Annotated in this window: 25 protein-coding genes; 9 read left to right on the forward strand and 16 right to left on the reverse strand. The window is 54.3% G+C overall.

Annotated features, from left to right (window positions below; genetic code table 11):
- Positions 1 to 27: 27 nt before the first annotated feature.
- Positions 28 to 789, reverse strand: coding sequence for an SDR family NAD(P)-dependent oxidoreductase (locus ACZ3HH_RS15520; protein WP_465805705.1), 762 nt, complete (start codon positions 787 to 789; stop codon positions 28 to 30).
- Positions 790 to 1244: 455 nt separating this feature from the next.
- Between ACZ3HH_RS15520 and ACZ3HH_RS15525 the strand changes: the two genes are divergently transcribed.
- The 3 genes from ACZ3HH_RS15525 (at position 1245) to ACZ3HH_RS15535 (ending at position 4461) form a co-directional block, all read left to right on the forward strand.
- The gene (locus tag ACZ3HH_RS15525) at positions 1245 to 1688 is read left to right on the forward strand and encodes a DUF4124 domain-containing protein (RefSeq protein WP_465805706.1); all 444 of its coding nucleotides are present in this window, start codon (positions 1245 to 1247) and stop codon (positions 1686 to 1688) included.
- A gap of 295 nt (positions 1689 to 1983) precedes the next feature.
- A complete protein-coding gene (locus ACZ3HH_RS15530; protein WP_465805707.1) occupies positions 1984 to 2853 on the forward strand; it encodes an AraC family transcriptional regulator in 870 nt (289 codons plus the stop codon).
- Positions 2854 to 3231: 378 nt separating this feature from the next.
- The gene (locus tag ACZ3HH_RS15535; RefSeq protein WP_465805708.1) at positions 3232 to 4461 is read left to right on the forward strand and encodes a hypothetical protein; all 1230 of its coding nucleotides are present in this window, start codon (positions 3232 to 3234) and stop codon (positions 4459 to 4461) included.
- Positions 4462 to 4720: 259 nt separating this feature from the next.
- On the opposite strand, the gene ACZ3HH_RS15540 is transcribed toward ACZ3HH_RS15535, so the two are convergent.
- The 4 genes from ACZ3HH_RS15540 to ACZ3HH_RS15555 all read right to left on the reverse strand — a co-directional run bounded on the left by ACZ3HH_RS15540 (position 4721) and on the right by ACZ3HH_RS15555 (position 8687).
- Positions 4721 to 5179 carry a metallophosphoesterase family protein gene (locus ACZ3HH_RS15540; RefSeq protein ID WP_465805709.1) on the reverse strand — a complete coding sequence of 153 codons (459 nt, stop codon included), beginning with the start codon at positions 5177 to 5179 and terminating at the stop codon, positions 4721 to 4723.
- A 101-nt stretch (positions 5180 to 5280) separates the two neighbouring features.
- The gene (locus tag ACZ3HH_RS15545; RefSeq protein WP_465805710.1) at positions 5281 to 5769 is read right to left on the reverse strand and encodes a GNAT family N-acetyltransferase; all 489 of its coding nucleotides are present in this window, start codon (positions 5767 to 5769) and stop codon (positions 5281 to 5283) included.
- A gap of 74 nt (positions 5770 to 5843) precedes the next feature.
- Positions 5844 to 7559: an amidase gene (locus ACZ3HH_RS15550; protein ID WP_465805711.1), complete on the reverse strand. Its 1716-nt coding sequence runs from the start codon at positions 7557 to 7559 to the stop codon at positions 5844 to 5846.
- A 246-nt stretch (positions 7560 to 7805) separates the two neighbouring features.
- Positions 7806 to 8687 carry a LysR family transcriptional regulator gene (locus ACZ3HH_RS15555; protein ID WP_465806079.1) on the reverse strand — a complete coding sequence of 294 codons (882 nt, stop codon included), beginning with the start codon at positions 8685 to 8687 and terminating at the stop codon, positions 7806 to 7808.
- Between the two features lie 102 nt (positions 8688 to 8789).
- Between ACZ3HH_RS15555 and ACZ3HH_RS15560 the strand changes: the two genes are divergently transcribed.
- The gene (locus tag ACZ3HH_RS15560) at positions 8790 to 9860 is read left to right on the forward strand and encodes an alkene reductase (RefSeq protein WP_465805712.1); all 1071 of its coding nucleotides are present in this window, start codon (positions 8790 to 8792) and stop codon (positions 9858 to 9860) included.
- A gap of 154 nt (positions 9861 to 10014) precedes the next feature.
- On the opposite strand, the gene ACZ3HH_RS15565 is transcribed toward ACZ3HH_RS15560, so the two are convergent.
- Positions 10015 to 11916 carry a potassium transporter Kup gene (locus ACZ3HH_RS15565; RefSeq protein WP_465805713.1) on the reverse strand — a complete coding sequence of 634 codons (1902 nt, stop codon included), beginning with the start codon at positions 11914 to 11916 and terminating at the stop codon, positions 10015 to 10017.
- A 186-nt stretch (positions 11917 to 12102) separates the two neighbouring features.
- Positions 12103 to 12723, reverse strand: coding sequence for a cell wall hydrolase (locus ACZ3HH_RS15570; RefSeq protein ID WP_465805714.1), 621 nt, complete (start codon positions 12721 to 12723; stop codon positions 12103 to 12105).
- A 190-nt stretch (positions 12724 to 12913) separates the two neighbouring features.
- Between ACZ3HH_RS15570 and ACZ3HH_RS15575 the strand changes: the two genes are divergently transcribed.
- Positions 12914 to 13765: a CAP domain-containing protein gene (locus ACZ3HH_RS15575; RefSeq protein ID WP_465805715.1), complete on the forward strand. Its 852-nt coding sequence runs from the start codon at positions 12914 to 12916 to the stop codon at positions 13763 to 13765.
- A gap of 35 nt (positions 13766 to 13800) precedes the next feature.
- Positions 13801 to 15159: a chromate efflux transporter gene (chrA, locus tag ACZ3HH_RS15580; protein WP_465805716.1), complete on the forward strand. Its 1359-nt coding sequence runs from the start codon at positions 13801 to 13803 to the stop codon at positions 15157 to 15159.
- Positions 15160 to 15174: 15 nt separating this feature from the next.
- Here chrA and ACZ3HH_RS15585 read toward each other — a convergent pair whose 3' ends face one another.
- The 5 genes from ACZ3HH_RS15585 to ACZ3HH_RS15605 form a co-directional block, all read right to left on the reverse strand.
- Positions 15175 to 15573, reverse strand: coding sequence for a YfeK family protein (locus tag ACZ3HH_RS15585; protein WP_465805717.1), 399 nt, complete (start codon positions 15571 to 15573; stop codon positions 15175 to 15177).
- Positions 15574 to 15642: 69 nt separating this feature from the next.
- Positions 15643 to 15879, reverse strand: a complete 237-nt coding sequence (locus ACZ3HH_RS15590; RefSeq protein WP_465805718.1) for a hypothetical protein — start codon at positions 15877 to 15879, stop codon at positions 15643 to 15645.
- Positions 15880 to 16003: 124 nt separating this feature from the next.
- Complete coding sequence (locus ACZ3HH_RS15595) at positions 16004 to 16240, reverse strand: hypothetical protein (RefSeq protein ID WP_465805719.1); 237 nt, start codon at positions 16238 to 16240, stop codon at positions 16004 to 16006.
- 61 nt (positions 16241 to 16301) lie between these two features.
- A complete protein-coding gene (locus tag ACZ3HH_RS15600; protein WP_465805720.1) occupies positions 16302 to 17090 on the reverse strand; it encodes a DeoR/GlpR family DNA-binding transcription regulator in 789 nt (262 codons plus the stop codon).
- A 215-nt stretch (positions 17091 to 17305) separates the two neighbouring features.
- Positions 17306 to 18199 (reverse strand): LysR family transcriptional regulator, encoded by an 894-nt coding sequence (locus ACZ3HH_RS15605; RefSeq protein WP_465805721.1) that lies wholly within the window; start codon positions 18197 to 18199, stop codon positions 17306 to 17308.
- A gap of 85 nt (positions 18200 to 18284) precedes the next feature.
- On the opposite strand from ACZ3HH_RS15605, the gene ACZ3HH_RS15610 reads away from it, so the two are divergent.
- Positions 18285 to 19118: an NAD(P)H-dependent oxidoreductase gene (locus ACZ3HH_RS15610; protein ID WP_465805722.1), complete on the forward strand. Its 834-nt coding sequence runs from the start codon at positions 18285 to 18287 to the stop codon at positions 19116 to 19118.
- Positions 19119 to 20242: 1124 nt separating this feature from the next.
- On the opposite strand, the gene ACZ3HH_RS15615 is transcribed toward ACZ3HH_RS15610, so the two are convergent.
- Positions 20243 to 20665: an HD domain-containing protein gene (locus ACZ3HH_RS15615; RefSeq protein ID WP_465805723.1), complete on the reverse strand. Its 423-nt coding sequence runs from the start codon at positions 20663 to 20665 to the stop codon at positions 20243 to 20245.
- A 565-nt stretch (positions 20666 to 21230) separates the two neighbouring features.
- On the opposite strand from ACZ3HH_RS15615, the gene ACZ3HH_RS15620 reads away from it, so the two are divergent.
- Positions 21231 to 21524, forward strand: a complete 294-nt coding sequence (locus ACZ3HH_RS15620) for a fructose-bisphosphate aldolase (protein WP_465805724.1) — start codon at positions 21231 to 21233, stop codon at positions 21522 to 21524.
- Between the two features lie 304 nt (positions 21525 to 21828).
- Positions 21829 to 24117: an nSTAND3 domain-containing NTPase gene (locus ACZ3HH_RS15625; RefSeq protein ID WP_465805725.1), complete on the forward strand. Its 2289-nt coding sequence runs from the start codon at positions 21829 to 21831 to the stop codon at positions 24115 to 24117.
- Positions 24118 to 24371: 254 nt separating this feature from the next.
- On the opposite strand, the gene ACZ3HH_RS15630 is transcribed toward ACZ3HH_RS15625, so the two are convergent.
- The 3 genes from ACZ3HH_RS15630 to ACZ3HH_RS15640 form a co-directional block, all read right to left on the reverse strand.
- Positions 24372 to 24770, reverse strand: coding sequence for a hypothetical protein (locus ACZ3HH_RS15630; protein WP_465805726.1), 399 nt, complete (start codon positions 24768 to 24770; stop codon positions 24372 to 24374).
- The gene (locus ACZ3HH_RS15635; RefSeq protein ID WP_465805727.1) at positions 24767 to 25336 is read right to left on the reverse strand and encodes a hypothetical protein; all 570 of its coding nucleotides are present in this window, start codon (positions 25334 to 25336) and stop codon (positions 24767 to 24769) included. Before ACZ3HH_RS15635 ends, ACZ3HH_RS15630 begins: the two co-directional genes overlap by 4 nt.
- Positions 25337 to 25445: 109 nt before the next feature.
- The gene (locus ACZ3HH_RS15640; protein ID WP_465805728.1) at positions 25446 to 25823 is read right to left on the reverse strand and encodes a hypothetical protein; all 378 of its coding nucleotides are present in this window, start codon (positions 25821 to 25823) and stop codon (positions 25446 to 25448) included.
- Between the last annotated feature and the right edge of the window lie 125 nt (positions 25824 to 25948).

The raw sequence follows: 25948 nt of genomic DNA on the forward strand, positions 1-25948 counted from the left end.
CACCTGCTACACCGGAGCACGCTAAACCTAGGTCAGATTCAACCCGCCGTCTGAGAGGAGTATCTCGCCGGTTAAGTAGTCCGACTCGACCAGCATTACAACAGCTTTTGCGATGTCGTCTGGGCTAGCGGCCCTGCGCATAGGTGCACGAGTTCGCCACAACTCTTGAGCACCTGTCCACTCTGCGGTCAGAGGCGTGTCGACCAAGCCAGGCGCCACAGCGTTTACGCGAATTTCTGGCCCCAGCGATACCGCGAGCAAGCGGGTCATGTGATTAAGCGCAGCTTTGCTTACCGCATAGGGAATTGATGCACCCTTAGGACGGATACCGGCATGCGAACTGATGTTTACGACGCAACCTGCTCGACGGTCACGGGCGGCATCGCGTAATGCCGACTCGGCCAATGCGACTAGGTGGAACGGCGCCACGACATTAACCTCGTTAAGTTCGTGCCACACCGTCGAGTTGGCCGAGGCAAGGTCGCCGTGCGGAATGACTCTGCTAATACCGGCGTTATTGACCAATACGTCGAGCTGCCCCCACGCGGCGATCGCCTCGTTAATAAGCCTGACCCTGTCAGCTTCGAAAGCAAGATCAGCTTGCACGTAAATAGCCTGCTTCATTTCGGCAACCATAGCGCGTCCCGCATCCGCAGAATTTCGCGAATGGAGCACCACCGCATAGCCTGCACGGCTTAGTACACGTGCAATGGCTGCGCCGATACCGGAAGTGGATCCTGTAACCAACGCGACGCGTAATACGTTATCGATTGTCGGATTGGGTTTCATATGGATATCTCGAATTGGTTGCTAAAAAGCCATCACCGTAGCACCAAGCGGGCAACGTCGGCGTCAGGCGGTCACGATAGGCAGGTATCCATTTTCAAATCAGGTTGGCGCTTATTCTGCGGCGCAAAGCTACGCTTTTCATTGAGACGTCCGGCTGTACGTATTCTTGGACGACTTGGGCTTTAAAAGGTTTTGGGGCAAGAAGTTCTCTGACGCATGGAAATCCTGGCGATAATGGCGAAGGTGTCCACGTACTTTTAAGTGAAAAACACCGCCTTTGTCACAGCTATCGGCTAAAGCCCGTCTCTCCCTTTCCGATAGTAGAGCGTGCGCCCGGCAGCAATCTTGACCATTGCGGCTATCATCAATGTCACTGTACTTTTTACGATTAAGCTCAGAAATGGGAAGCGTCACAGCAGTTTGCAGTGTCGTCCAGCCTTCTTGGAGGTTGCATCATGAAATGGACTTCGCACTTGGCACTCGCGGCCCTTTGTACCACCATCGTCCAAGCTGCGGATGTGTACAAATGCACGACCCCGGATGGTCGTGTGGTTTTCTCGAACTCCGGATGCGGAACCGCAAACGGGAGTGCTGAATTACAAGAGCTGAAAATCAACAACATGGGGGGGGCCATCAAACCATCTTCTGGGCAACGGAAAACCCAAAGCGTGGATCCGGATTCGCCTCATAACTCGCCGACCGTAGTCCAAGATTCCGCCGATGAAGATACAAGGGATGGTCGTATCAAGCGACGCTTAAGGGCTCAGGAGGAGTATCTCGACAGTCTGAAACCGAAAATCCCTGGCGTGACGGTGATCAAAAATAAGGGTAGCGAAACCAACCACGAAAAATCGATGCGTCTGAGAGAGGAGGCTCGAGAACTTTACTACCAACACTAATTGTTTTGAATGACGAGTTTGAATTGATGGTCTCGCGTGACCGGACTTCGCGCGCTGCTCAAGCGCCTATCTAGCGAACAAGTGATACCGCTATTTCAGTCCATGGTCGAAGCAGTTTTTCGTCACAGGCAGCAATCGGCCAGAAGTGACACCTGGAATGCCCTCGACCTTTACATCGCTTTGGAAGATATCGCACTGGCCAACCCAAAACGTGCCTTGAGCAAACGCGGCTAGGCGCGCTCACGCCGCTATAGTCGACTCTATTGCCGACCGTACTTCCAGGAGCTTTCCCCCAGTGTCTGACATGCCGACCAACTTCGCTTACACAAAACGCTTCAACGCCGTACTCGCCTACATTGATGCCCATCTCGAAGGTGACCTGTCGGTGAAGACGTTGAGCCACGTGGCGAACTTTTCGGCGTTTCACTTCCATCGACAATTCACCGCGTTCGTAGGCGTGCCTGTCTCACGTTATGTGCAACTGATGCGGCTACGACGCGCGGCACATCGCCTGGCCGCCCCCGCTGATCACTCGGTACTGGACGCCGCACTCGGTGCCGGCTTTGAAAGTCCCGAGGCATTTTGCAGGGCGTTCAGGCGGGCGTTCGGTATGACGCCGAGTGCATTCAGGAAGGAACCGAACTGGCAGGTCTGGAATGCGGTATTCGCAATCCCTCACTTTTCCAGGACTATCATCATGCAAGTACGAATCGTGGAATTCCCTGAAGTCAGGGTAGCAACGCTTGAGCACTGCGGACCCGCCGGGCTCGTCAATGAGAGCGTGCGCAAGTTCATCGAGTGGCGTATGCACAGCGGACAGTCGCCGGTGGCATCGAGTCGCACCTTTGGCATTCCTTATGGCAACCCCGATACGACACCTCCACAAGCATTCCGCTTCGCCATTTGCGGTGAGATTCATGAGGCCGTGGCGCCAAATGAGTTCGGCGTGCACGAGATCGTCATTCCCGGCGGTCGCTGCGTCGTGGTGCGACACGCGGGGTCACCGGATCACATCGGCGAAACGATCTATCCGATTTACCGCGATTGGCTTCCCGCCAGTGGAGAAGAACTTCGTGACCAGCCGCTGTTCTTTCATTACCTGAGCGTCTATCCCGAGACACCGCAAGATCAATGGCAAACTGATGTGTATGTTCCGCTGCAATAGCGGAGCAAGCAGCTTTTGACCCTGAGCTGATGTTGACGGGCGTCCGCTCAGGGTTGTGGATTTCGGCCAGTCATGACAGGCAGGAATCGGCCTCCCAAAGCCAAGGGTTGCACTCAGTCTCCTCGCCCCCCCTATTGATCGCGTTCTGTCATCGGCTAGTTATATTGGCGCCAAAAAAAAGAAGTCGCGCGATTACAGCTGATGAGTTGGGCGTGAAATATAGGCCCATGATTTATATGAATTTTTAAAAAAAGCCGGAATTGGTAGCGCAGAGTTATCTAGGGACCTCTATTATTTCGTTATCGCCGAATTCGGTTTAATCATTGTTATGTGCCAGCGACAAAGCACGCCCTTAATCAATAATTATAGGAGAGTAACATGTCGATAAAAAAAACAACTGCCTTACTCGTGCTGGCTTTTAGCTTTTTCGGAGTTACGAGTTGTGCCGACATAAGAAATTATTCAGAAATTTCAAGCGAAAGAGATAAAAGCATTGTTCCTGACATTGACTATTATGACCTTGTATACAATATAGATATTATTGTGCTTCCTGCAGAAATAAAAACCAAAGAAAATGTAGATATAGACAATAGTTTCTCAGGCGAATTACAAATTTCAAACTGGGGAAATGCTATCAAAAATGCGACCCAGAAAGAAATCCATAACAGCGATCGCTTTATCGAATTTGGAAATTACAGTGGCCGCATTGAAATAAGCGCAGACGTATCTTCAGTGTCTATAAGCAACGCTTGGGGTGGAATTCGATCGAAGTGCAATGTTGTTTACACATATAAAGATTTAGCGGCAGGAAAAATACTCTCCCAGCATGACAGTGCCATTGAAGTGATGACGCTATCCCCTGCCATACCAAAATCCAGCAATGGTTTTTTTTACAGCTTTGATCAACTTACATATGCAATTGCTCGCGAGGCGATTATTGGCCTCATTCGATTGCCGCCTATTGCTGATATTCAGCTAACACAGAAGCAAGTGAAGTTTTATAATTCGAATATTAAAAAAAGACCCAACCAAATTATTAGCTATGTTCCGATCGACAACCTTATTCACAAGAATAAAAAAGAACTAAAGTCTGCCTTTTCAACTAAGAAAATGCAAAAAACCAGTAATAAATTGACAAGAAAAAATAAATCAAAAGCTAGAGCAGACACCGTCTCCGCTCCCGCCACCCCCGCCCTGAAATCTAACACTGCTAGTGATACATCCACCACAAACACCGTTGAATCGAGTGAAACCTCTGTCAGTCAGAACTCAAGCCAGGCTAAAACCGAAACTAAAACTGAAAAAGACGATAGAAGTTTAAGTGACATTTCTAGTTCATCGGAGCGTTTGAAGGATGACACCATTAAAAACGACGAGCCAATTCATGACGGCAGTGGATATATAGCCATCCCGTGGCGCTATCAACCTCAAGACAAGGTATCCGAAGAGCAAGAAAGAGCAATGGATAAATGGCTAAAAGAGGAAAATGCAAAGTTACATGGAGCGACTGGAAATGCCGCTTCACGTACCGGATATACAGGCGCGCCGGGGCTCTATCAACCTAAAAACAAGGTAGAGGCAGCGCAAGAAAGGGCAATGGATGAATGAAGGTTTCCGATATCCATAGAAGAACTAAAAACGCATAACAAGCAAAGGCAGCGGGCGCGTTCCGCACCGCTGCTTTGAATGTTATGGGGCGTAATGTTCATTAAGATTTCAGCATGTCTTTCGCGATAGTGTGCAGGAGTGGCGGGTGGCATTCCTGTCGATCAATGCAGTTCAGTTGACAGCTATCCACGCTTAATACTTTTGCTGCAAAGCTGTATGAGATGAAACTGCATGCCTTGCCAAGACCATCCAAGGAATGTCACTCCAGTAGCGAGACCAGGCGCGGCTCAATCGAGCACGCAAGCACCTCGAGTAGAGCCAGCGTCACCGGTAGTTTGAAGCGCCGCCGGCCAGCGCTGCCGGGGTTGAGGTATAGCCGTTCGCCGCGCCATTCTATGCGTGGCTTATGCGAATGGCCGGTGATCACCAGCCTTATACCTGCATCAAGCACCGCTGGGACATCGGCAATGTCATGTACCAGCAAGGTCTGCCATCCATTCAGGTCGAAACATAGTCGGTCGGCGATATTTTCTGCCCAAGGGGCGTCCAGATCATTGTTCCCGCGTACTACGTGCAGCGGGGCAATGGACGCCAGTTGATCAAGTATTTCGAGTTTGCCGATATCGCCGGCGTGAATGATCCGCTCACACCCCTCCAGAGCAGCAAGGGCTTCGGCGCGCAGTAAGCCATGGGTATCGGAGATCACGCCAACTTTCATGCAAAGCTCCAGACCGGGCTCAAGTATGGGAACTCACCAGAACCAAAGCAGCCGACTGAGTACCTGAAAGCTGCTGCATTAACCGGGTTTCAAGGTGAGTATTATGGTCGGCCCGCTCTGCTGCGGGTCATATGGATGAGTGCTGATCTACGACAATCCAGAGAAATTCGTTCTTCAACAGCAAAGGGCAAGAAGCCCAGTTTTGGATAAAGCAGCAAGCCTGCTGTGTTTTCATTGAAACATGAGATCTGCACCTCCGTGGCGTCATAGCGATTGAACGCCAGAGCAGTCATCGTCTCCACGATGAAGGTCGCCACACCTTTACCTCGTGCCTCTTGGGCAACGATGACATTGCCGATACAGCAAACCCCACCCGTTTCAGCCCGATAAAAGTTAGCAAAGCCGACGACGCTATTCCCGGTCTCGACAACCGTCGAGTCGAATCGTTGAGTAATAGCGTTAGACAGCTGAGCTTCAGTCAGAGGGTATTGAGCTTTCGGAAACATATAAAACAGTTCCCGAGCGTCAAGGGGAAAGCTACAAATAGTTTTGATGTCATCAGCCTTCACTGGCCTGTGTTGCAATATCATCGCGCGTCCTTGAGGTCTATGTTTACCGCTTACCAAGCGGGATTGGAGCGTGTTCTGCCCCAATCCCGCCCTTCCTATTTCTGGCCACCCGACAACGGTGGGGTTCGAGGCGGGATCAATCGTTTCGTCCCCGTCGACTCAAACGCCGAAGCCAGGCGAAGCAGCGTCGAATCGTCATAGGCACGACCGGCGAATGTCAGCCCGACGGGCATGCCGATGTCCGGCATGACACCCATCGGCACCGTGACCGTGGGAACACCCAAGTGGCGGATGGCGAGATTGCCGTTGGCGACCCAGACACCGTTACTCCACGCGATGTCCGCAGACTTCGGATCGACATCGGCATTCGCCGGCCCAACGTCGGCCACCGTCGGGAAGATCACCGCGTCGAGCCCCAGCCGGTCCATCCACTCTTCAAGATCAATCCGGCGCGTCTGCTCAAGGCCGCGTAGCCCGTCAGGCACCGTGGTGATCTGGTCCCAAGGAGTGATACCGCGCTCGGCCATCCGCACATATTCGTCCATGCCAGCGGCAAGGTCGCCCTCACGGTTGGGCAGCGTTCCTGGGTCGTGCGGGAAAATCAGCGGTCCGTTTACATCGACCAGGCGATTGAGTGTTGGATCGCCGTTGGCCTGCAGAAAATCGTCGAACGCCCAGGCCGTCAGGTCCCACAACTCATGGTGAAGGAACTCTTTGGACACCAGGCCGCGGTTAAACACCGTCGGGGCTCCAGGGCGATCGCCCTCACAATTGGAGACCAGCGGGAAGTCGACCTCGATCACCTCGGCACCGGCAGCTTCAAATGCCTTGCGAGCCTCTTCCCAGAGCCCGATAACCGAGGGACGGGTGTTGATTCGCTGGCCCGTCGGACCACCGATCCCAGGCGCATCGCTGGTGCCTGCATCGGGATCGGCGTTGATGTACATACGAGGAACGCCGAAGCGCTTTCCGGCGAGGGCATCGGTATTTGCCGCAAGCGACCCATAGGAAGCGGGACGCACCGAGGCGACACTCGGGATGGGCACCCAAGGTTGCATCCGCCACAGATCACCCCGTGTGTCGGGATCCTCCGCCACCACCACATCGAGCACTTCAAGCAAGTCCGCCATGGTTCTGGCAAACGGCACGACAACGTCCATGGTCGGCGTCAACGGCCAGTTGCCGCGCACCGAGATCACCCCGCGCGAAGGCGTATAGGCACACAAACCATTGTTCGAGGCAGGGCCCCGGCCACTCGACCAGGTTTCTTCAGCCAGGCCGAAGGCCGCGAAACTGGCGGCGGTTGCCGTACCGGCGCCGTTCGATGAACCCGATGCGAAAGGTGCGGTGAGATAGTCAGCGTTGTACGGGCTCTCGGCACGGCCATAGACCCCACGCTGCATGCCGCCGTTCGCCATGGGCGGCATATTGGTCTTGCCCAGGCAGATCGCGCCGGCGGCACGAAGCCGTTCGATGGTGAACGCATCACGATAAGCAATCAGGTTCGCGAAGGCGGGACTTCCGGAGGCTGCGGTGAGCCCCTTCACCAGATAACTGTCTTTGGCCGTATAGGGAATGCCATCGAGCGGACCCAGCGTCTCGCCTTTGGCCCGACGGGCATCGGACGCCTGCGCTTCCTGGAGCGCATCGGGGTTGCGAACCACCACTGCGTTGAGGGCGGTGGGCGTGTCGGCACCGTCGTAGGCATCGATCCGGGCGAGATAGGCCTGGACCAGCTCAACCGCCGTCGTCTGGCCCGATTCGAGCGCAGCACGCAGTTGGGCAATGGAAACCTCGGTGACCTCAATCATGCTGTTACCGTCGGCGGCTGATGGGTGACTGGATCTTGGACTCAAAGGCATCACTTATCTCAAAAGGGGTTTTCATATCGGTTCTCGTTGCACTGCATCAGCGCGGTCGATTATTCACAATATGGGCTCAACATCTTTATTTCAGGGCGCTTGGTGCAGGATCTGCGATCAACACGGTGCGTACGTTGTACCCGTGATTTTGCATAAGATAGAGAAAGAACGCACGCCATGAACAGCCCTGGAACACTACGCATCCTGAAGCCGCTCACGCAGAAACTCGATAAACCGCTGGGTTTTTGCTGGCAACAGCCGTGTCTCGGTGAGGGCGTAAACCGAGACGGGTGAAGCCTGCCACTGCGGCAAGACTCTGCGCAGTGTGCCATTGGCAAGGTCTTGCGCAACGATGCCTTCGGCCAGTAAAGCGATCCCCAGATCCAGCGTCGCCAGGCGTCGAATCATGCCCACGCTGTTGAGTTCGAATCGACCGTCAACCTCAACCTCCACCTCCCCTTCACTGCCGGAGAGTATCCAGCGGTCAGCGCGCGTGCCGCGCATACGCAGGCATTCGTGGCGTGCCAGATCCGAGGGCTGAACAGGGTCGCCGTGCAGTTCGAGATAACGAGGCGAGGCGTAAAGACAGCGGCGAAAACTGGTGAGCTTGCGGGCTATCAGGTTCGAACTCACGGGCTCGCCCATGCGGATGACCACATCGACCGGCTCACTCACCAGATCGACCTGACGTGGGGTCAGATCGAACTCGAAGCTGATACCGGGATACAACTGGGCAAACTCCGCAATCAGTGGTGCCAGGTAGATATTGGCGAAATCCACCGGAAGCGAGGCCCGCAGTACACCGCTGGGTCGGGCAAGCATTTCGCCGAGCTGCTCGTGCGCGAGCCGGGCCTCGTCGACGATGCGTTTGCAGCGATCGAAGTACAACTGCCCCGCCTCGGTCAGCTCGATTTTGCGCGTGGTGCGATGCAAAAGCCTTAGCCCGATTTCCTTCTCGAGGCCACTTATCCGGCGCGACAATGTCGAGTTCGGCATCCCCATCGCCTCGGCCGCCCGGCGGAAACTGCGCGCCTTCACGACTTCGACGAACAGCGCCATGTCGTTGAGAAACTCCAATGTCATTGCTCCATCAGTGGATCAGTCAATTCTGTTTTACCGGGTTTATCCCGAATTCGGATTGATCAATGATAGCCACATCGTTTACTGAGGAGTACCGCAATGCATTCGCTTTTTTCTCAAGTCCAGATCGGTCGCCATACACTGTCCAACCGCATGATCATGGCACCGATGACCCGTTCGCGTTCCGATGAATCCGGGGTGCCTACCGAGCTGGTGCCGACTTACTACGCGCAGCGCGCCGGTGCTGGGCTGATCATCTCTGAAGGGGTGTTTCCTGCGGCCCTTGGCCAGGGTTACGTGCGCACTCCCGGTATCGAAACCGCCGAGCAAGTGGCCGCCTGGAAGCAGGTTACCGAAGCCGTACATGCTCGCGGTGGGCGGATCTTCATGCAGCTGATGCACTGCGGACGCATTTCGCACCCTTCGCTGTTGCCTGACGGCGCCCTGCCACAGGCCCCCTCCGCGATCAAACCCGCCGGCCAGACCTGGACAGCCACAGGCCTTCAGGACTTCGTCACCCCGCATGCGCTGACCGTGGTCGAGATTGCCTCGGTCATCGAGGGCTACCGTCAGGCCGCACGCCTGGCCATCGAGGCCGGTTTCGATGGTGTCGAACTGCATGGCGCGTCGGGGTATTTGCCTGAACAGTTTCTCTCGACCGGCAGCAATCAGCGCACGGATGAGTACGGTGGATCGGTTGAAAATCGTGCTCGCTTTGTACTGGAGGTGCTGAACGCCATAGCGACGGAAATTGGCAGTGATCGCGTCGGCATCAAGCTCTCCCCTGAAATGAACTTCAACGACATCGTCGATGCCAACCCGCAAGAAACCTACACCCATCTGGTCGAGCAATTGCGTGGGCTGAACCTCGCCTATCTGCACGTGGCCCTGTTCGGCGCCAGCGTCGACTACCACGCCTTGTTCCGCCCCCTGTTCAATGGCAGCTACCTGATCGGTGGCGGGCTCGATCAAAACGCCGCCCAATCCCTGCTCGCCAAGGGCCAGGCCGACGCGGTGGTGTTTGGCAACGCATTCCTCGCCAACCCCGACCTGCCCGAGCGTTTTCGCACAGGCGCCGAACTAAATGTGCCGGATAAAGACACGTTCTACGCACCCGGCGCGCAGGGGTATATCGATTACCCGGCCATGAGCACGGCTCAAAGCGTCTGAGTGGCGCTGCAAGGCTAAAAATCTGGTGCAAAACCTGTGGGAGCGGGCTTGCCCGCGAAGAGGGAGTGTCAGTCGACATTAATGTTGCCTGATACACCGCTATCGCGGGCAAGCCCGCTCCCACAGGGATGTGTGTTTGACTGACTGTTGCCGTCTACATCTCGACCTGCGTGCCCAGCTCTATCACACGATTGAGCGGCAATTTGAAGTATTTGAGATTGCTGTTGGCGTTCTTCAGCAAGAACGCGAACAGGCTTTCGCGCCACCGAGCCATGCCGATACGCTTGGTCGGGATGACCGTCTCTCGGCTAAGGAAGTAAGTAGTGCGCATCGGACTGAAATCAAGCTCTTTCAAATGGCAAAGGCTCAACGCCAGAGGTACGTCGGGCTCCTCGATAAAACCAAAGTGCAGACTCACTCGAAAGAATCCTTCACCATAAGCCTCGACCTCGCATCGCCGATCCGCAGCCACACGCGGGCTGTCTTCAGACACCACGGTGAGCAACACCACCTGCTCGTGCAGTACCTGGTTATGCAACAGGTTATGCAAGAGGGCATGAGGAACCGCATCAGCCCTGGCCGTCAGAAATACCGCTGTGCCCTGCACACGATGGGGTGGTTGCGAGCCGATGCTACTGATGAACAACGGCAGCGGCAGCGAGGTTTCGTCCAGTCGCTCGACAATGATCTTTCGGCCCCGTTTCCAGGTGGTCATCAAAATGAACAGGGCAATACCGGCGATCACCGGGAACGCACCGCCCTGGAAAATCTTCGGAGCGTTGGCGGCGAAGTACAGGCTGTCCACCACGAGAAAACCCAACAACATCGGAATAGCCAGCCAACGAGGTGTTTTCCACAGCAGCAATACAACGGCCGAGGACAAAATGGTGGTAATCAGCATGGTCCCCGTCACCGCCACGCCATAAGCCGCCGCCAGCGCACTGGACGATTCAAAGCCGATGACCAGCAACACGACGCCGACCATCAGCGCCCAGTTCACCATGCCGATATAAATCTGCCCCTGCTCCTGACTGGAGGTGTGCTGGATAAACATACGCGGCACGTAACCCAGCTGAATGGCCTGACGGGTCAGCGAGAATGCGCCGGAAATCACGGCCTGGGAGGCGATGATGGTGGCCAGTGTCGAGAGCGCGACCATCGGCAGCAGCGCCCAGTCAGGTGCCAATAGATAGAACGGATTACGGACTGCTTCAGGGTTCCCGAGGATCAGCGCGCCCTGGCCAAAGTAGTTGAGCACCAGGCCGGGGAGCACCAGGATGAACCAGGCACGAGCAATGGGTTTGCGACCAAAATGGCCCATATCGGCATACAGTGCTTCAGCACCGGTCAATGCCAACACGACGGCGCCCAGGATGGCGACGCCGATGCCCGGATGAACCACGAAAAATTGCACCGCCCACGCAGGATTCAGCGCTTGCAGAACTTCCGGCCGTTGCAAGATGCCGTAAATGCCGAGTGCACCCAACACCACAAACCACAGCACCATGACCGGGCCGAACAGGATGCCGATACGCGCCGTGCCATGTTTCTGTATCAGGAACAGTGCTACCAGGACGACCACGGACAGCGGAACCACCCAATGCTCAATGCCATCGAACGCAAGCTGTAGCCCTTCAACCGCAGAGAGCACCGAAATGGCCGGGGTGATCATGCTGTCGCCGTAAAAAAGTGCCGCGCCAAACAGGCCAAGCAATACCAGGACCCTGCTCATTTTGGGAAACGGCGCGGCGGCCCGACGCGCCAGTGCCGTCAAGGCCATGATGCCCCCTTCGCCCTGGTTGTCGGCACGCAGGATAAACAGCACGTACTTGATCGAGACGACCCAGATCAGTGACCAGAAGATCAACGACAGAATACCCAGTACACCGTCGTGATTGGCCTGGACTCCGTAGTGACCGGCGAACACTTCTTTGAGGGTGTAAAGAGGGCTGGTGCCAATATCCCCATAAACCACGCCCACCGCGGCGACGAGCAAACCCACTCCCGAGGTTTTGGAATGGGATTCTTCATGGGCCGGGATTGCTGTTTCGCTCACGGGTAGTTTCTCTGAAACCGAGGAAAAGGAATTGACCTCAAGTCAACCGGGGGACGAAGGATCGCAGGCATTATTGATGATCAAAAAACGCGGCAAGTATCGTCGCGAGAGAGAATATCCACCGTAAAAAAACCGTAAAATTCTACCGGCAGCACCCTCCGCCAACGATCCTCAAGCTATCCGCACCTACTTCGCCGTCCCGCCACGAGGTTTATAGAACAGGAACTTCCGGGTCTCGGCCGTCCTGGTGTATTTCTTCGCCCAAGCGGGCTTCACCGTTCTGTCGTGGAAATACAAAGCACCATAGGTGCGGTCCGTGAGTTGCTTGTTGAGTGCCTTACGTGCGATTTCCTTGGCGATGGCATATTCATCGTCTTCCTTTACCTGATCCGCACGTCCGTCGCACCACCAGGAAAACTGGCAGGCATGCGTTTCAGAACCCTGCTTGACCACCGCGCACACCGTATCGGGAAAACCCTCATGGCCCAGCCGGTTCATGACCACGCTGGCGACAGCTTCCATGTTGGCAGGTGCCACACCTTTGGCTTCCCAATAGATGCTGCGTGCAAGGCAGGTGATTGCATCGTCCAGAGGGGCTGCGCCTGCCGGATCGACCGCCTGCACTTCGGAGGGGGTGATGACCTCGGACTTGGGTACCGGAAGTTCGGTGCCCTTCTCGGCGGCTTTCTGTTCCAGGACCTGCGCCTTGTCTTCGGCCACTTCCTGTTTTTGCTCCTGCTCAGTCGCCAACACCTGGTCGCCTAGAAGGATGATTGCGAAGCAGGTGAGTACCCATTTTAATCGCATGATCGATCCTTTCGATGACACTGGCTTGGGCAATGAAACGGCGACGTTGTAGCGCTGGCCTGGCTTGATTGTAGTCGTCGCAAGTCATTCCAGTCGCCTGACAATAATCTGCATGTCGAGGCGAAAAGGCATTGCATTCGCAGGGGTGAAATCGCGCATCATGAGCGCAGACCGTTCAAGGGAGATTTTCATGCGCAGCCTGTCATCCGTTTTGCATCTTGCCGTCTTGTCATTCGGGCTGGTGTTCAGCGTCGCCGCGTCGGCGGTTGATGAAACGCAGCTGATCGAGTCGATCAACGTTTACCGCAGCCAGGTGCAGCGCTGCGGCGGCCAGGCGTCTTCGGAGTTGCCGCCGCTGGCGAGCGATCCGCGCCTGGTCCTGTCCGCCAACAGCATCGGCGACTTGCAGCAGGCTCTGGCCCGCGCGGCTTATCCGATGGTCAATGTGCAGGCGATCAGCCTGTCCGGCCCGCGTGATGCGCCGTCCGCCATGAAGGCGATTCAGGAGAGCTTCTGCCAAGTGGTGCTGGACCCGCAATTCGTCGACATCGGCGTCAGCCGCGATGGTCGTGAGTGGCGCATTGTGCTGGCGCGTCCGCTGTTGACCGGGCGTCTTGGCGACTGGCAGGCGGAGGGACAAAAACTGCTTGAAGCGATGAACAGCGCCCGCGCTCAGACACGCCAGTGCGGCACCCAAGCCTTTACCGCCACGACGCCACTGGCCTGGAACGCCACGCTGGGTTCCGCAGCCGAGACCCACAGCCGGGCCATGGCCAACAATAACTATTTCGATCACAAGGACCGCGATGGTCGCACGCCGGGTGATCGGGCTGAATTGGCGGGTTATGCCGGCCAGCAGGTCGGCGAAAACATCGCCGCCGGACAAGACACCGTGCGCAAAGTGGTCGATGGCTGGCTGGCCAGCCCGGGCCATTGCGCCAATCTGATGAACCCGCAATTTCGTGAGTTGGGGGCAGCTTATGCAGTGGACCCGAAGAGTGATGCGGGCATTTACTGGACGGCGATGTTTGGTACGCCGTGAAGGCTTGAATCGACAGTTGAAAAAGGAATCGTCATTTGAATAAAGCCCCCTCTTCGACCGTCGAGCAGGACCTGCCGAAGCCTGCGGCCATCAGTCTGCGGGAAGCGTTTCTGTTCTGGCTGAAGCTCGGCTTCATCAGTTTCGGCGGGCCGGCCGGGCAGATTTCGATCATGCACCAGGAATTGGTGGAGCGCCGACGCTGGATCTCGGAACGGCGTTTTCTGCATGCCCTCAACTACTGCATGTTGCTGCCTGGGCCTGAGGCTCAGCAATTGGCGACCTACATCGGCTGGCTGATGCACCGGACGTGGGGCGGCCTGATCGCCGGCGCGCTGTTTGTGCTGCCCTCGCTGTTCATCCTGATCGTGTTGTCCTGGGTGTACATCGCCTTTGGCGAAGTGCCGGCGGTGGCCGGTCTTTTTTATGGGATCAAGCCTGCCGTGACCGCCATTGTGGTGCAGGCAGCTCACCGGATCGGCTCGCGGGCCCTGAAGAACAACTGGCTGTGGGGAATCGCCGCGGCGTCATTCACGGCCATCTTCGTGTTCAACATGCCGTTCCCGTTGATTGTGCTGGGCGCCGCCATCATCGGTTATGTCGGCGGACGTCTGGCGCCTGAAAGGTTCCAGACCGGGGGCCACGGCGCTGCGAAAAAATCCTTCGGCCCGGCGTTGATCGATGACGATACTCCGCCTCCCGAACACGCTCGTTTCAGCAGTTTTAAATTGCTGCGCCTATTGCTGGTGGGTGCTGTTTTGTGGGTATTGCCGATGGGCATTCTCACCGCTCTGTTCGGCTGGAAAGGCACCCTCACCCAAATGGCCTGGTTCTTTACCAAAGCGGCGTTGCTGACATTCGGTGGCGCGTATGCCGTGCTGCCTTATGTGTATCAGGGCGCCGTCGGGCACTATGGCTGGCTGACCCCCACGCAGATGATCGATGGCCTGGCACTCGGCGAAACGACTCCCGGACCGCTGATCATGGTGGTAGCTTTCGTCGGCTTTGTCGGCGCCTATGTTCATCAGGTGTTCGGCCCCGATCATGTGTTCCTGGCCGGCGCCCTCGCCGCCACGCTGGTGACCTGGTTCACCTTCCTGCCTTCGTTCCTGTTCATCCTCGCTGGCGGTCCGCTGGTGGAATCGACGCACAACGAACTCAGGCTCACCGCACCGCTGACCGCGATTACTGCGGCGGTGGTCGGCGTGATTCTTAATCTGGCGTGTTTCTTCGGCTACCACGTGCTCTGGCCCAACGGCTTCGGCGGTCAACTCGACTGGCCTTCGGCGCTGATCGCCATTGCGGCGGCCATTGCGTTGTTCCGCTTCAAGCGGGGTGTGATCGAAGTACTGATGGGGTGCGGGCTGATCGGGCTGGCGGTGCATCTGCTGCGCTAGCCCATCAGGACAGAATCAATGACGTTGCCGTTGCTGCTGTAGCTCGGTCTTCAGCCAGAGGCTGGCCGGTTGTACGCCTGCCGGACAGCGCACTTCATAGGCGCGGCCACTCATACTGCTTTGGCTGGCCGCCAGCTCAATGAAGTCTTCTGCGCTGTTTACCTTGTTCCGGTCTTCGAGGTACGTCAGCTTCTTCTGCAGATGTACCCGGGCCTCAGCGCCCGGGTACTCGCTTCCATTACGCACAAACCGGCACTCGCTGTGCTCGACAAAGTCCAGCAAGCTGTTTATTTCCTGAGTGGCTTGAGGTGGAGTTTGCGCCTGTGCATCGAGCGTTATGGCGATCAGGCCGATACCCGCCGCGATCAGCCATTGACTGAGGCGCCGAGCGAAACGTCCAGGCAGAATTTCCATGGTGATTCCTCGCATGACTGACGGCAGATCAGAGCGGTGGTGCCCGCTCTGAAGGCTGACGGGTAAGTATCAATCGTCGTCGCGGTCGTCGCGGTCCCGATCGCGGTGACGACGGCGATCATCACGACGGTCGTAATCGCGGTCATACCCTCGATCATCACGTTGGTCATAACCTCGGTCATGGTCGCGACGGTATTCACGACGGTGATCCCGATCATACCTGTCGTCATCTTCCCAGTGAGGAAAGCAACCTCCCAACAGGAGGGTACTTGCAATGGCCAGGGTCATTATCGCGGTGCGCTTCATTTGAACGTCCTAAAAGGTCAGAGCTGCGGGGATGAGGTGACGCTTGCCGCGAAATTAATCGCAGTGCGTTCAAACCCATAGCTACGACCTTCCAGCCAATCAATGATTCAGTTATCGCCGGGTCTTACAGCGTTCTTTGACTGTTACCGATGGTTTTGGCTTTTTCGATGGCCCACTCCATCGCCGCTTCCATATCCATCTGATGTGGCGACGGATGGTTGTCCTCATCGATGGCCGAGCCGTCCGGCCAGTAAACACCGATGAACATCCCCAGCGAACCGTCTCTCAATATCTCGGCCGTAACCTTGATCGTGCATCCGTTCGACAGCGTTTCCGAGTGGATCATATGGCGCTCAGTCATGGTTGCATTCCTCCCGTCGTAGCTATCAGCGTAACTCATACACCGCTGACCGCGATGACGCTCAAGCGTCCACCTGCACCACCTCGATCCCCAGTTTTTGATAATCCTCGACATTGCCCGAGGCCACATGACGTTCGGTGATCAGGGTGTGCACGCGGTTGCAAGGCGCAACAACAAAGGGCTCCACCGCCCCCAGTTTGTCCGCGGTGGTGACAGCAATCACATGGGAAGCGCTGGCGAGCATCGCCTGCTTCACCGGCACCTCATCGAAATGCAGCGAGCTGATGCCGACTTCCGGATGAATGGCGCAAACCCCGGTAAACACCAGGTCGGCCTTGATGCTCTCGATCAGCCGCAGCGCTTCATGGCCGCTGGAAGACATCGTCGCGGGATTGAGCTGACCACCGGCGACAATCACTGTGATGCCTTTGTATTCGGCGAGGGTGATCGCGATCATCGGCGACGCGGTGATGGCCGTGATGCAGATGTCAGCAGGCAGCGAGCGCGCGATCTGCAGCGTAGTGCTGCCGGAATCGAAAATCACGATCTGGCCGTTTTTGACCCGCCGTGCGGCGAGTTGGGCCAGCCGGGTTTTCACTTCATCGGTTTCGCCGACCCGGGTGAAGTAATCCTTGCCCGTGTCTTTGGGTCGCGGCAACGCCCCGCCGTGTACCCGCTGCACCAGCCCGGCACTGGCCAGCTCCGACAGATCCCGGCGAATGGTGTCCTCGGACACGGCGAAATGCTGGCTCAACTCGGAGGCCATGACCTTACCGTCGCGTTCCAGGATCAGCAGGATTTTTTGACGGCGCAGCTGCGGGAGTTCGGCGATGGAATGCTCGGCTTGCATGGTTATGCCTGTTTTTGCGTGTTTGTGCGAGATTAGCCAAACACCGGGATGAACACAACTGGCAGCCAAAGTGGGGGACGGGTTGATGCCAGACACGGAACCTGTGGGAGCGAGCCTGCTCGCGAAGGCGGCGGCATATCCAGCATTGATGTTGCCTGACACACCGCTATCGCGAGCAGGCTCGCTCCCACATGGAATGCGTTAACTGAAATCAATCACAACGCACTCACGATGAACTCCCGCAACCATTGATGCGCAGGGTCACGATGAACGCGCTCGGGCCAGAGCATCGACATCTCGTAACCCTCAACTTCAAGCGGTGACTCGATCACCGCCAGCGTCTGCGCATCGCGAACCAGCCGCGACGGCAGCATCGCCACCATGTCGGTGCTCTCCACCACCGACCGCACAAACAGGAAATGCGGGACTGAAAGCACCACCCGGCGCGTCATGCCCACCGCCGAAAGCGCTTGGTCGGTGACCCCCTGAAAACTTCCACCATCCCGTGACACGATCACGTGGTCGAGCTCGCAGAATTGCGCAAGTGTCGGCCGCTTTTTCAACTGCGGATGGCCAGCGCGGCCCACCAAAATATACTGCTCGGTAAACAACACGCGACGTCGCAAGCCGAGGGGCGCGTCCTCGCTGACGTGAAAGGCCAGATCGATTGCCCCCTGCTCCGCTTGCTTGGCGATCTGTGACGGAACCAGGTCAAACACCGCCAGGCGCGTATCAGGGGCTGACGAACGCAGACCGGCTAACGCAGGCAAAACGATAGTCGTCTCACCATAGTCGGACGCCATGACATTCCACGTCTGCCGCGCCTCGGCCGGGTTGAACGGGCTGGCGGGCGACACGGCGCGCTCCAGGGCTTCCAATGCCTGGCGCAACGGCTCGCGCAACTCATCGGCCCTGGCCGTGGGTCGCATACCCCGTGGTCCTGGCAGCAACAGCGGATCACCAAAAATGTCCCTCAATTTGGCGAGATGAACACTCACCGACGGTTGAGATAAATTCAGACGTTGCGCCGCACGGGTCACGTTGTGTTCCGAGAGCAAGACATCAAGGGTCAGCAGCAAGTTGATGTCCAGGCGTCGCAGATTATTCATGGTAATACCTGGCATATTGGTTATTCATTTCCAATATACCGGCTAAAGTCTGACTCTGCTGGCTCCTGACACTGGAGACTCAGCCATGAAAGTTCTGCTCGTTTATGCCCATCCCGAACCCAAATCATTGAATGGTTCGCTCAAAGACTTTGCCGTTAAACGCCTGGAAGCTGCCGGCCACCAGGTGCAGGTCTCCGATCTATACGCGATGGACTGGAAAGCCTCACTGGACGCCGATGACAGCCCCGGCCGGCCAGCCGAATCGCGGTTCAATCCTTCGCTGGACTCCAAACATGCCTTCGAAGAAGGCCGACAAAGCCAGGACATCGTCCTCGAACAGGAAAAACTGCTCTGGGCCGATGCCGTCATTCTGCAGTTTCCGCTGTGGTGGTTTTCGATGCCGGCGATCCTCAAAGGCTGGGTGGAACGCGTTTATGTCCATGGGTTTGCCTATGGCGTTGGAGAGCATTCCGATGCGCGCTGGGGTAACCGCTATGGAGAAGGTACGCTGGCGGGCAAACGGGCGATGCTGATCGTCACTGCGGGCGGATGGGAGTCTCATTACAGCCCCCGGGGCATCAATGGGCCCATCGATGATCTGCTATTCCCCATTCAGCATGGCATCCTGTTTTACCCCGGTTTCGACGTGCTGCCACCGTTTGTGATCTATCGGACCAGCCGAATGGATGAGGAGAGATTTTCAACAACTTGCGACGCGCTCGGCCAACGCCTTGATGACCTCTGGAAAACCGCACCGATTCCTTTCCGCCCGCAGAATGCTGGTGCATATGACATTCCGCTACTCACGTTGCGCGCGGAAATTGCTTCGGATCAGATTGGCTTTGCGGCTCACGTCAGACAGACGGAACACGAAGAACCAGACGCACGCGCGCCATTCGCAAAAGTGAACGCCGTGTAGAACAAACTGGCTACCCGCAAACACGAAAAAGCCCGCACAAGGCGGGCTTCTGAAATCGATGTAGGTGGCCAGCGCTGGTCTCTGGCTTACAAGGTTTATCGGGCCTCTCACAGAACAGGATTTTTAACTTTAGGCTGTTCTGCCTCACACGGCATAAGGGCTGGATCTCAGCGCGGAGATCTTTCTAACCGTGTACCCTTGGGAGCGCGCCCCACGCTTCCTCGCTATCCCTTTGCGCATCAGTCTGCGTCTTCACCTACAACCTCAGAATAGCAAATCGTTCGAGGCTTGGGCCGGGGTTTTTAGACCGATTCTTTTCTAGGGGAATGACTGCAGAATGGAAAAATACTAACGCCGCAAGACGGACTTCCATTACGCCTTTGGAGCTGCCGAAGGCTGCGATCTTTTGATCTTCAGCGCGTGACAGTCCACGATTTCAAAAATCGTTGAACGGAGAAACTGTGATCTGTCCCGATATTTCACGAGCGTCAGTTTCGAACACCACGGTCATGTTCACCACCCGTGAAATGTCCCACATAGGGCATTCCCCTCATAACCGTGAGAGATAGGTCCCAGGGCCATCAGTGGACCGCAAGCGTAAAAGTCCGATGTTAAAGACTGCCCCTCGTGAAGCTTGCAGACGGGCAACTTCAAGGGAACAGGTACAATCACCGCCCATAACGTTACGCCACACCACGCCCGCGTGGTCAGGTCGCCATCTGTTTTCTGATAGGTCAAGGGAATGCGTGCTCTTTCCGGTTCCGGCGTTGTAACCACCACCCCGGCACAACCAGAGAGAGACAGGAACATGGCTATTACGGCAATGATTTTCTTGGTGTGGAACGGGCGTCGCATCGTTGGTTTCATCCGTAAATCCAATTGTCAGGCAATGGCAGTCGACAGACATAGTCGAATCACGTTGAGACCGCTCGCAAGGCTGTCAGGGCACAAAATAACGACTGAGTACGAAACACCGAGCGGAACACCGGGACAGACCACGATTTCAAAAACCGTTGAGCGAAAAAACGTGGACTGTCCCAAATCCAAACGCCTACTCGATCGGCGTAGGAGCTGCAGAAGGCTGCGATCTACGGATTGATAGACTCCGAACCCACACCCACTCACTACGAACGCAACACCCCCATCGCCCGCCGATACTTCTCAACGCGCTCCAGATCTTCCCAGGACGGCTGGGCAATCCGCGACAAGTCGCTGTTCTCTTCCAGATCCGCCAGTTTCACCACCCGCCCGATCGGGTTCTGCGCCGCGCGCTCGACGAACGCCTCGTAGGACTCGCCCGGCACCTTGGTCACCGACGCAATTGCCATCAACACCGTTTCGCTGAAGCCTTCGTTACGCAGATCGTCGAAGCTGATGCCGCAGTCCTCGACCACGTCATGCAGCACCGCGACGATGCGCTCATCCAGCGTGTTCACCCGCAGCATGACTTTCAGCGGATGCAGGATGTAAGGCGCGCCGCCCTTGTCCACCTGCCCCTCATGCGCCGCAGCGGCGATGGCAATGGCGCGTTCCAGTGTTTGACTCATGGGATTCCTCGGGTTAAACGCCGTAACGGCCGCTGAAATGAATGTTGTGCTTGAACCAAGCTGCAATCGTGATCGTTTGATGAAGCCGCCGCCAGGATTTTGAAGTCCGAAAATCTTGTAGGAAACAACCGATTGTGGCGAGGGAGCTTGCTCCCGCTGGGCCGCGAAGCAGCCCCAAACCCTGCTAGCCCGTTTCCTCAGACACATCGCAACGCCCGGTTTTGCGGCGGCTGCGCCACCGAACGGGGGCAAGCCCCCTCGCCACAGGGACCGCGTGTGGTCCTACAGCCCGGTTGCGGCTATCAAAATCGCTGCTTAGAGTGGGTCTGTCGCTGAGCGAATTCAGCGATAGGGTTTCGCAGCCCTGCAGAAGAAGACACACACCGTTAAATGACAACTGTGGCAAAATTTGCCGCCGTTACGTTTTATGGCGGCTGTGTGTGGGAGACCCTTGGGTCTGCCGGTTTTGTCTCTTCTCCGGTCTGCGAACCCGCACATAGCTGCCACCTATTTGTTTCGCAGCAGAATGGTGGCACTTCATTTTTCCTTTGAAGAGCTCAACCTTATGACTATGAACAAACCGCTACGCCACTACTCCCCAATGTCCCACTTCGCCACCGACCACCCCGTCCTCCTCATCGACGCCGACGCCCCACTGCGCGAACTCCACAACTGCCTCAGCGAACGCCTCAGCGCCGTCCTCAAATATCTAAACCTCATGGCCTGCACCAGCCTGCCGGACTACGCCGAGCACGACATCAACACCGTCACCAACATCGCCCGGATCATGGTCCAGGATGTGAGCGATGTGTTTCGGGTGATTGAGCAGCGTGGGTTTGATACGCCCAAGGGGACGTAACCAGATTTGAGCCATAAGAAACCCACATCATCGCGGGTTTTTATTACCTGTTTGTATTCCGTTTATATCCGACGGACAGCAGTCAGTCGACTATGATTGACTGCTTTCGGCCGACTCTGTTGAGGAACGCATTCAATAGGTCCGTAGTCCGCCATTAGCGAATCGGAACCGCCCCATAATGCCCTTCGGCGTTGACTAGAAAAACAGGTACGATTCGCACTGTGAGTCGCGTATCTACTCGATGCAGAACTGGTTCGAATGTGTTAGTAAAGACCTTGCGCTGCTTCCGCCAAAGGACTGTCCTATGCCTGCTAAAACTCCTCCCCCCTCCACACAAGCCAGCCACGTCACCTATGAACTTCAATCGCTAGGTTGGAAGGCGTTCCAACAATTATGTTCAACAATCGTAGGGGATATTTGGGGCCAAACCATCCAGAGTTTCTATGATACAAATGATGGGGGGCGTGACGGAGCATTTTTCGGGACATGGACAACAATGGCTGGCACCACATTAGAGGGCAGCTTTACGGTTCAGTGCAAATTTACAGCAAATCCAAAGGAAACAATAAAGACCAGTGGTTTAGTCGATGAGATTGCGAAGGCAAAACGACTAGCGACGTCAGGACTCGCTGATAATTATTTGATTTTTACGAATGCTAAGCTTACAGGACGCAACGAAGAGAGCATCAAAAGTCAGTTTGAATCTATAGAAGGGATTAATTGCTGTCTTGTATATGGAGCGGAACAAATTAGTCAATGGATAAAGGAATCGCCCCGCCTTAGGATGTTGGTACCTCGTGTATATGGACTTGGTGATTTAAGTCAAATACTCGACGAAAGAGCTTATGCTCAAGGGATGGAAATATTAAGCTCTATAGGTGATGACTTAAGCAAATTTGTATTAACCGATGCATATAGAAAAAGCGCGGAAGCACTCGTGAGTCATGGTTTCGTGCTTTTGTTAGGTGAACCCGCTTGTGGCAAGTCTACAATAGCTGCTGCGCTTGCACTTGGGGCGACTGACGAATGGGGGTGCTCTACCATAAAAGTCCGATCGGCTGAGGATTTCGTAAAACATTACAACCCACATGACCAAAAACAATTTTTTTGGGTAGATGACGCTTTCGGTGCGACACAATTAGATATACAGGAGCTGAATGACTGGAATAAAACTTTCCCACATCTCCATGCCGCAATAAAGAAAGGTTCCAAAGTAATCTTCACATCTCGCGATTATATTTATCAGGCAGCAAAAAATCATCTAAAGCAATCGGCCTTACCAGTGATACGCGAGTCGCAAGTTGTCATTCGTGTTGAGAAAATGACGGAGAGCGAAAAAGAGCAAATTTTGTACAATCATATAAAGTTAGGCTCACAGAGCGGAGCTTTTAAATCCCGCATCAAACCTATGCTACCACAGGTAGCTGGGCACAAACGATTCAGCCCAGAGATAGCTCGCAGGCTTGGGCATAAAGAGTTTACAGAAGCTCTTATAATAAACTGGCCTTCCATTAGTGATTTCATAGACCGCCCCATGGACTTTCTCAAGGAGGTTATCAGTACTCTTGACGCCAATAGCAGGTCCGCTCTGGCTCTAGTTTTTATGCGAAATGGCGCACTTGATAGTCCTGTAAAACTTGATCAGGAAGAGGAGTTTGCAATTGAGCTGCTGGGAGGATCGAAAAACAATGTCAGGGCAGCATTAGTCGCGCTAGAAGGTTGCATGCTCTCCCAGGTAATACAAAATGGCAACTATGTATGGCGTTTTAAACACCCTACGATCCGAGACGCTATGGCCTCCCTAGTAGCCGAAAATAGAGAGCTGATGGATATTTACCTGACGGGAACACCTATTCAACAGCTGATGAGGGAGGTCACATGCGGAGAAATTGGAATTAAAGGTGCAAAAGTCATCATACCTGAAAATCGCTTTAATTTAATTATCGACAGAATAACCCCTTATGTATTAGGCAAAAAAGACGAGCAGCATAGCTTGAACATGTTTCTAGCCTTTAGGTGCAGCAAGATTTTTCTAAAACTGTTTATAGATAGCAACATCACATACATTAAAAGTCTAAAAGTCAGCTCTTATCTGAGTGCAATTTCAGATGTCGACATCATAGTTCGCCTACATAAATTTGGTTTACTTCCAGAGACAGAGCGCGCTCGTCATATAAATAAAATTTATGATTTAGCGGTAGATATTCCTGACGCAGACTTCCTAAGAGCCGATATTCGCACTCTATTTAGCTCAAGTGAGCTAGAAGAAATCGTGCATCACGTAAAAATAAACCTTCTCCCAGAACTTGAGTTGACTGTAGACAACTGGAAGGATACCCATGATGGCTCAGAAGATCCTGAAACTCACTTCGACAACTTGCGAGATGCATTAGAACGATTTCGCCGAGAAATGGCTGATGACGATGAGTCTGTAGAGTTAATCGACGCAAGCTTTGACTTTATCGAATACGCTATAGAAGACTTAAGAGCAAACTTATACAGCAGCAACGAACCAGAAGATGATTATCGCGACACGTCTACCGACAGATGGAGTCATGATTCCAGATCAATATTTGATGACGTGGACATTTAGGTAAAACAAATATCACACTTACTGCCACCTAAAAAAGGAGATCGACTTATCTTGCACATAAAATAAATCCACCCAGCCTTATTACAAGGACAGATCACACTCAAAAAAGCACCTAAACTAAAAACCGTTCATTTTTCAGCCTCAGCGACTACATCCTACTCCTCCCCCCACATAAACGCCTAAATCGCCCTATCAAAAGCCCCCATAGATACTTATTAATCACGAATAAATTAAGCTGCAACCACAACACTTCGCTACCCCAATCGCTTATGCAAAAAAAACAACTTACCTAACAGCACCCACACATACAAAGCCAACACCGCAGACAGCAAAGTTACAAAACAGTACGCAGTTCGAACAGCATCATAATTTTTAGTAACTGAATAGCCAATTTTCTGAAAAATCTCAAAAGACTCTTTTGTTAATCTTACGGCATCAGGAAGAAAAATAAGAGTCACTGCAAGTGACACAACTGCCACCGGCAAAGCCTTGCTCACTATCACACCCGTTACGACGGCGCGTGCCCCGACATTATCTTCCTTGTGGTCTTCGGGAATGATTTTAAGTGCGCTTGTGATTTCCGGGTGCCAAAGACTAAAAAGTATTGCGGCGATCGCTAAAAGCAAACTTGATGCAGAAAGTAGATCACTCATGGATTAGGCCTGACAGAAAATTTAGCGCAGAGATGATTATATGATGAAGGTATTATTTCAAAAGTAGAAACGCTGCCCTTCTTTTTTATCACCGACGACAGACTTCCATCGATATCCGCCAGCGCCTTATTTAATTCATCTACAATATTATGACTATTTATAACAACATTATAATTCTGAGCATTACTTGCACGACTGGCAGCAGTCAAGCATGCATTAAGGGTGCGCTCAACATGACTCCGAAGTTGATACTGGTACTTAGAGATCACCGACCTAATTAACGATCTGCTTTCTGTTAACGTCGTCTGGAACAAACTACAAACCGTACGCTCATCCGGTATCACACCATTAAAAGCTGTTTCAATTAGTAAAAGCAGACGAAATTCCAGCATATCACTACCCCGCTTGAAGGTTTTCTGCCCTCGGAACATAGCGAGATATTCATTAGTTGCTGCTAACGAGCATGCATTGAGCCGATCATTAAGTTCTGCGATATCACACCCTAGAATGGCCGCAACTTCAGCTTCTTCCGCCGGGGTGAGATTTATAGTAATCGCAATATCCATTTTCCACTCCCTATTTTATCGGTAGTCACAAACATCAATTACACACGGTATAGAGCTACGGCGTCAGACCAGTATTTCCCGTTCATCAATCGTGAACCAACCTATTACGTTAAGAAACTATTCTTTTAACTGTGGTACTGCCAAGAGCGGGCCCTTCAGTGAACGTATAATTGATCACTGTAGCGTTCCGCATCAGCACGTCCAGAGTCTTCTGTGTGCCAGTGGTGGTAACTTTCATGGTAACCATATAGCTCTGAGCATGAGCAGAACCAATAGTGCAGGTGTAGATCCACTTCTCATCAGTTTCGTTGACCGGACTCTTGGCGAAGGGCTCACCAAAAAGCGTTTTTAGATCATTTGCCGTCGTTTTTCCTTTGACAATGCTAGGGATGTTTGCCGATGGAAAGTCTCTACCGCTCGTATAGTGCGAAGTCGCGCAGCCTTCAAGTATGAGTGCCAGTACAAACGCCAGCGCTGCATTTTTCATATCTCATCCCTGATGAACTGTTTTCTAACAGCATAGGCTGATTAACTCAAAATGCCATCATCAATGAGCAACCTTCTGAAAGGAGGGAAATCGGGGCCAGACCACTATCGACGGTCCGTTGTGGC

Source organism: Pseudomonas sp. PME37.24/025, assembly GCF_055556615.1.

Excerpts from the sequence above, each read along its gene's own strand:
- ACZ3HH_RS15520 (WP_465805705.1), bottom strand. The coding sequence starts at position 789 with ATGAAACCCAATCCGACAATCGATAACGTATTACGCGTCGCGTTGGTT.
- ACZ3HH_RS15525 (WP_465805706.1), top strand. The coding sequence starts at position 1,245 with ATGAAATGGACTTCGCACTTGGCACTCGCGGCCCTTTGTACCACCATC.
- ACZ3HH_RS15535 (WP_465805708.1), top strand. The coding sequence starts at position 3,232 with ATGTCGATAAAAAAAACAACTGCCTTACTCGTGCTGGCTTTTAGCTTT.
- ACZ3HH_RS15540 (WP_465805709.1), bottom strand. The coding sequence starts at position 5,179 with ATGAAAGTTGGCGTGATCTCCGATACCCATGGCTTACTGCGCGCCGAA.
- ACZ3HH_RS15545 (WP_465805710.1), bottom strand. The coding sequence starts at position 5,769 with ATGATATTGCAACACAGGCCAGTGAAGGCTGATGACATCAAAACTATT.
- ACZ3HH_RS15550 (WP_465805711.1), bottom strand. The coding sequence starts at position 7,559 with ATGATTGAGGTCACCGAGGTTTCCATTGCCCAACTGCGTGCTGCGCTC.
- ACZ3HH_RS15560 (WP_465805712.1), top strand. The coding sequence starts at position 8,790 with ATGCATTCGCTTTTTTCTCAAGTCCAGATCGGTCGCCATACACTGTCC.
- ACZ3HH_RS15570 (WP_465805714.1), bottom strand. The coding sequence starts at position 12,723 with ATGCGATTAAAATGGGTACTCACCTGCTTCGCAATCATCCTTCTAGGC.
- ACZ3HH_RS15575 (WP_465805715.1), top strand. The coding sequence starts at position 12,914 with ATGCGCAGCCTGTCATCCGTTTTGCATCTTGCCGTCTTGTCATTCGGG.
- ACZ3HH_RS15585 (WP_465805717.1), bottom strand. The coding sequence starts at position 15,573 with ATGGAAATTCTGCCTGGACGTTTCGCTCGGCGCCTCAGTCAATGGCTG.
- ACZ3HH_RS15590 (WP_465805718.1), bottom strand. The coding sequence starts at position 15,879 with ATGAAGCGCACCGCGATAATGACCCTGGCCATTGCAAGTACCCTCCTG.
- ACZ3HH_RS15595 (WP_465805719.1), bottom strand. The coding sequence starts at position 16,240 with ATGACTGAGCGCCATATGATCCACTCGGAAACGCTGTCGAACGGATGC.
- ACZ3HH_RS15600 (WP_465805720.1), bottom strand. The coding sequence starts at position 17,090 with ATGCAAGCCGAGCATTCCATCGCCGAACTCCCGCAGCTGCGCCGTCAA.
- ACZ3HH_RS15605 (WP_465805721.1), bottom strand. The coding sequence starts at position 18,199 with ATGAATAATCTGCGACGCCTGGACATCAACTTGCTGCTGACCCTTGAT.
- ACZ3HH_RS15610 (WP_465805722.1), top strand. The coding sequence starts at position 18,285 with ATGAAAGTTCTGCTCGTTTATGCCCATCCCGAACCCAAATCATTGAAT.
- ACZ3HH_RS15615 (WP_465805723.1), bottom strand. The coding sequence starts at position 20,665 with ATGAGTCAAACACTGGAACGCGCCATTGCCATCGCCGCTGCGGCGCAT.
- ACZ3HH_RS15620 (WP_465805724.1), top strand. The coding sequence starts at position 21,231 with ATGACTATGAACAAACCGCTACGCCACTACTCCCCAATGTCCCACTTC.
- ACZ3HH_RS15625 (WP_465805725.1), top strand. The coding sequence starts at position 21,829 with ATGCCTGCTAAAACTCCTCCCCCCTCCACACAAGCCAGCCACGTCACC.
- ACZ3HH_RS15630 (WP_465805726.1), bottom strand. The coding sequence starts at position 24,770 with ATGAGTGATCTACTTTCTGCATCAAGTTTGCTTTTAGCGATCGCCGCA.
- ACZ3HH_RS15635 (WP_465805727.1), bottom strand. The coding sequence starts at position 25,336 with ATGGATATTGCGATTACTATAAATCTCACCCCGGCGGAAGAAGCTGAA.
- ACZ3HH_RS15640 (WP_465805728.1), bottom strand. The coding sequence starts at position 25,823 with ATGAAAAATGCAGCGCTGGCGTTTGTACTGGCACTCATACTTGAAGGC.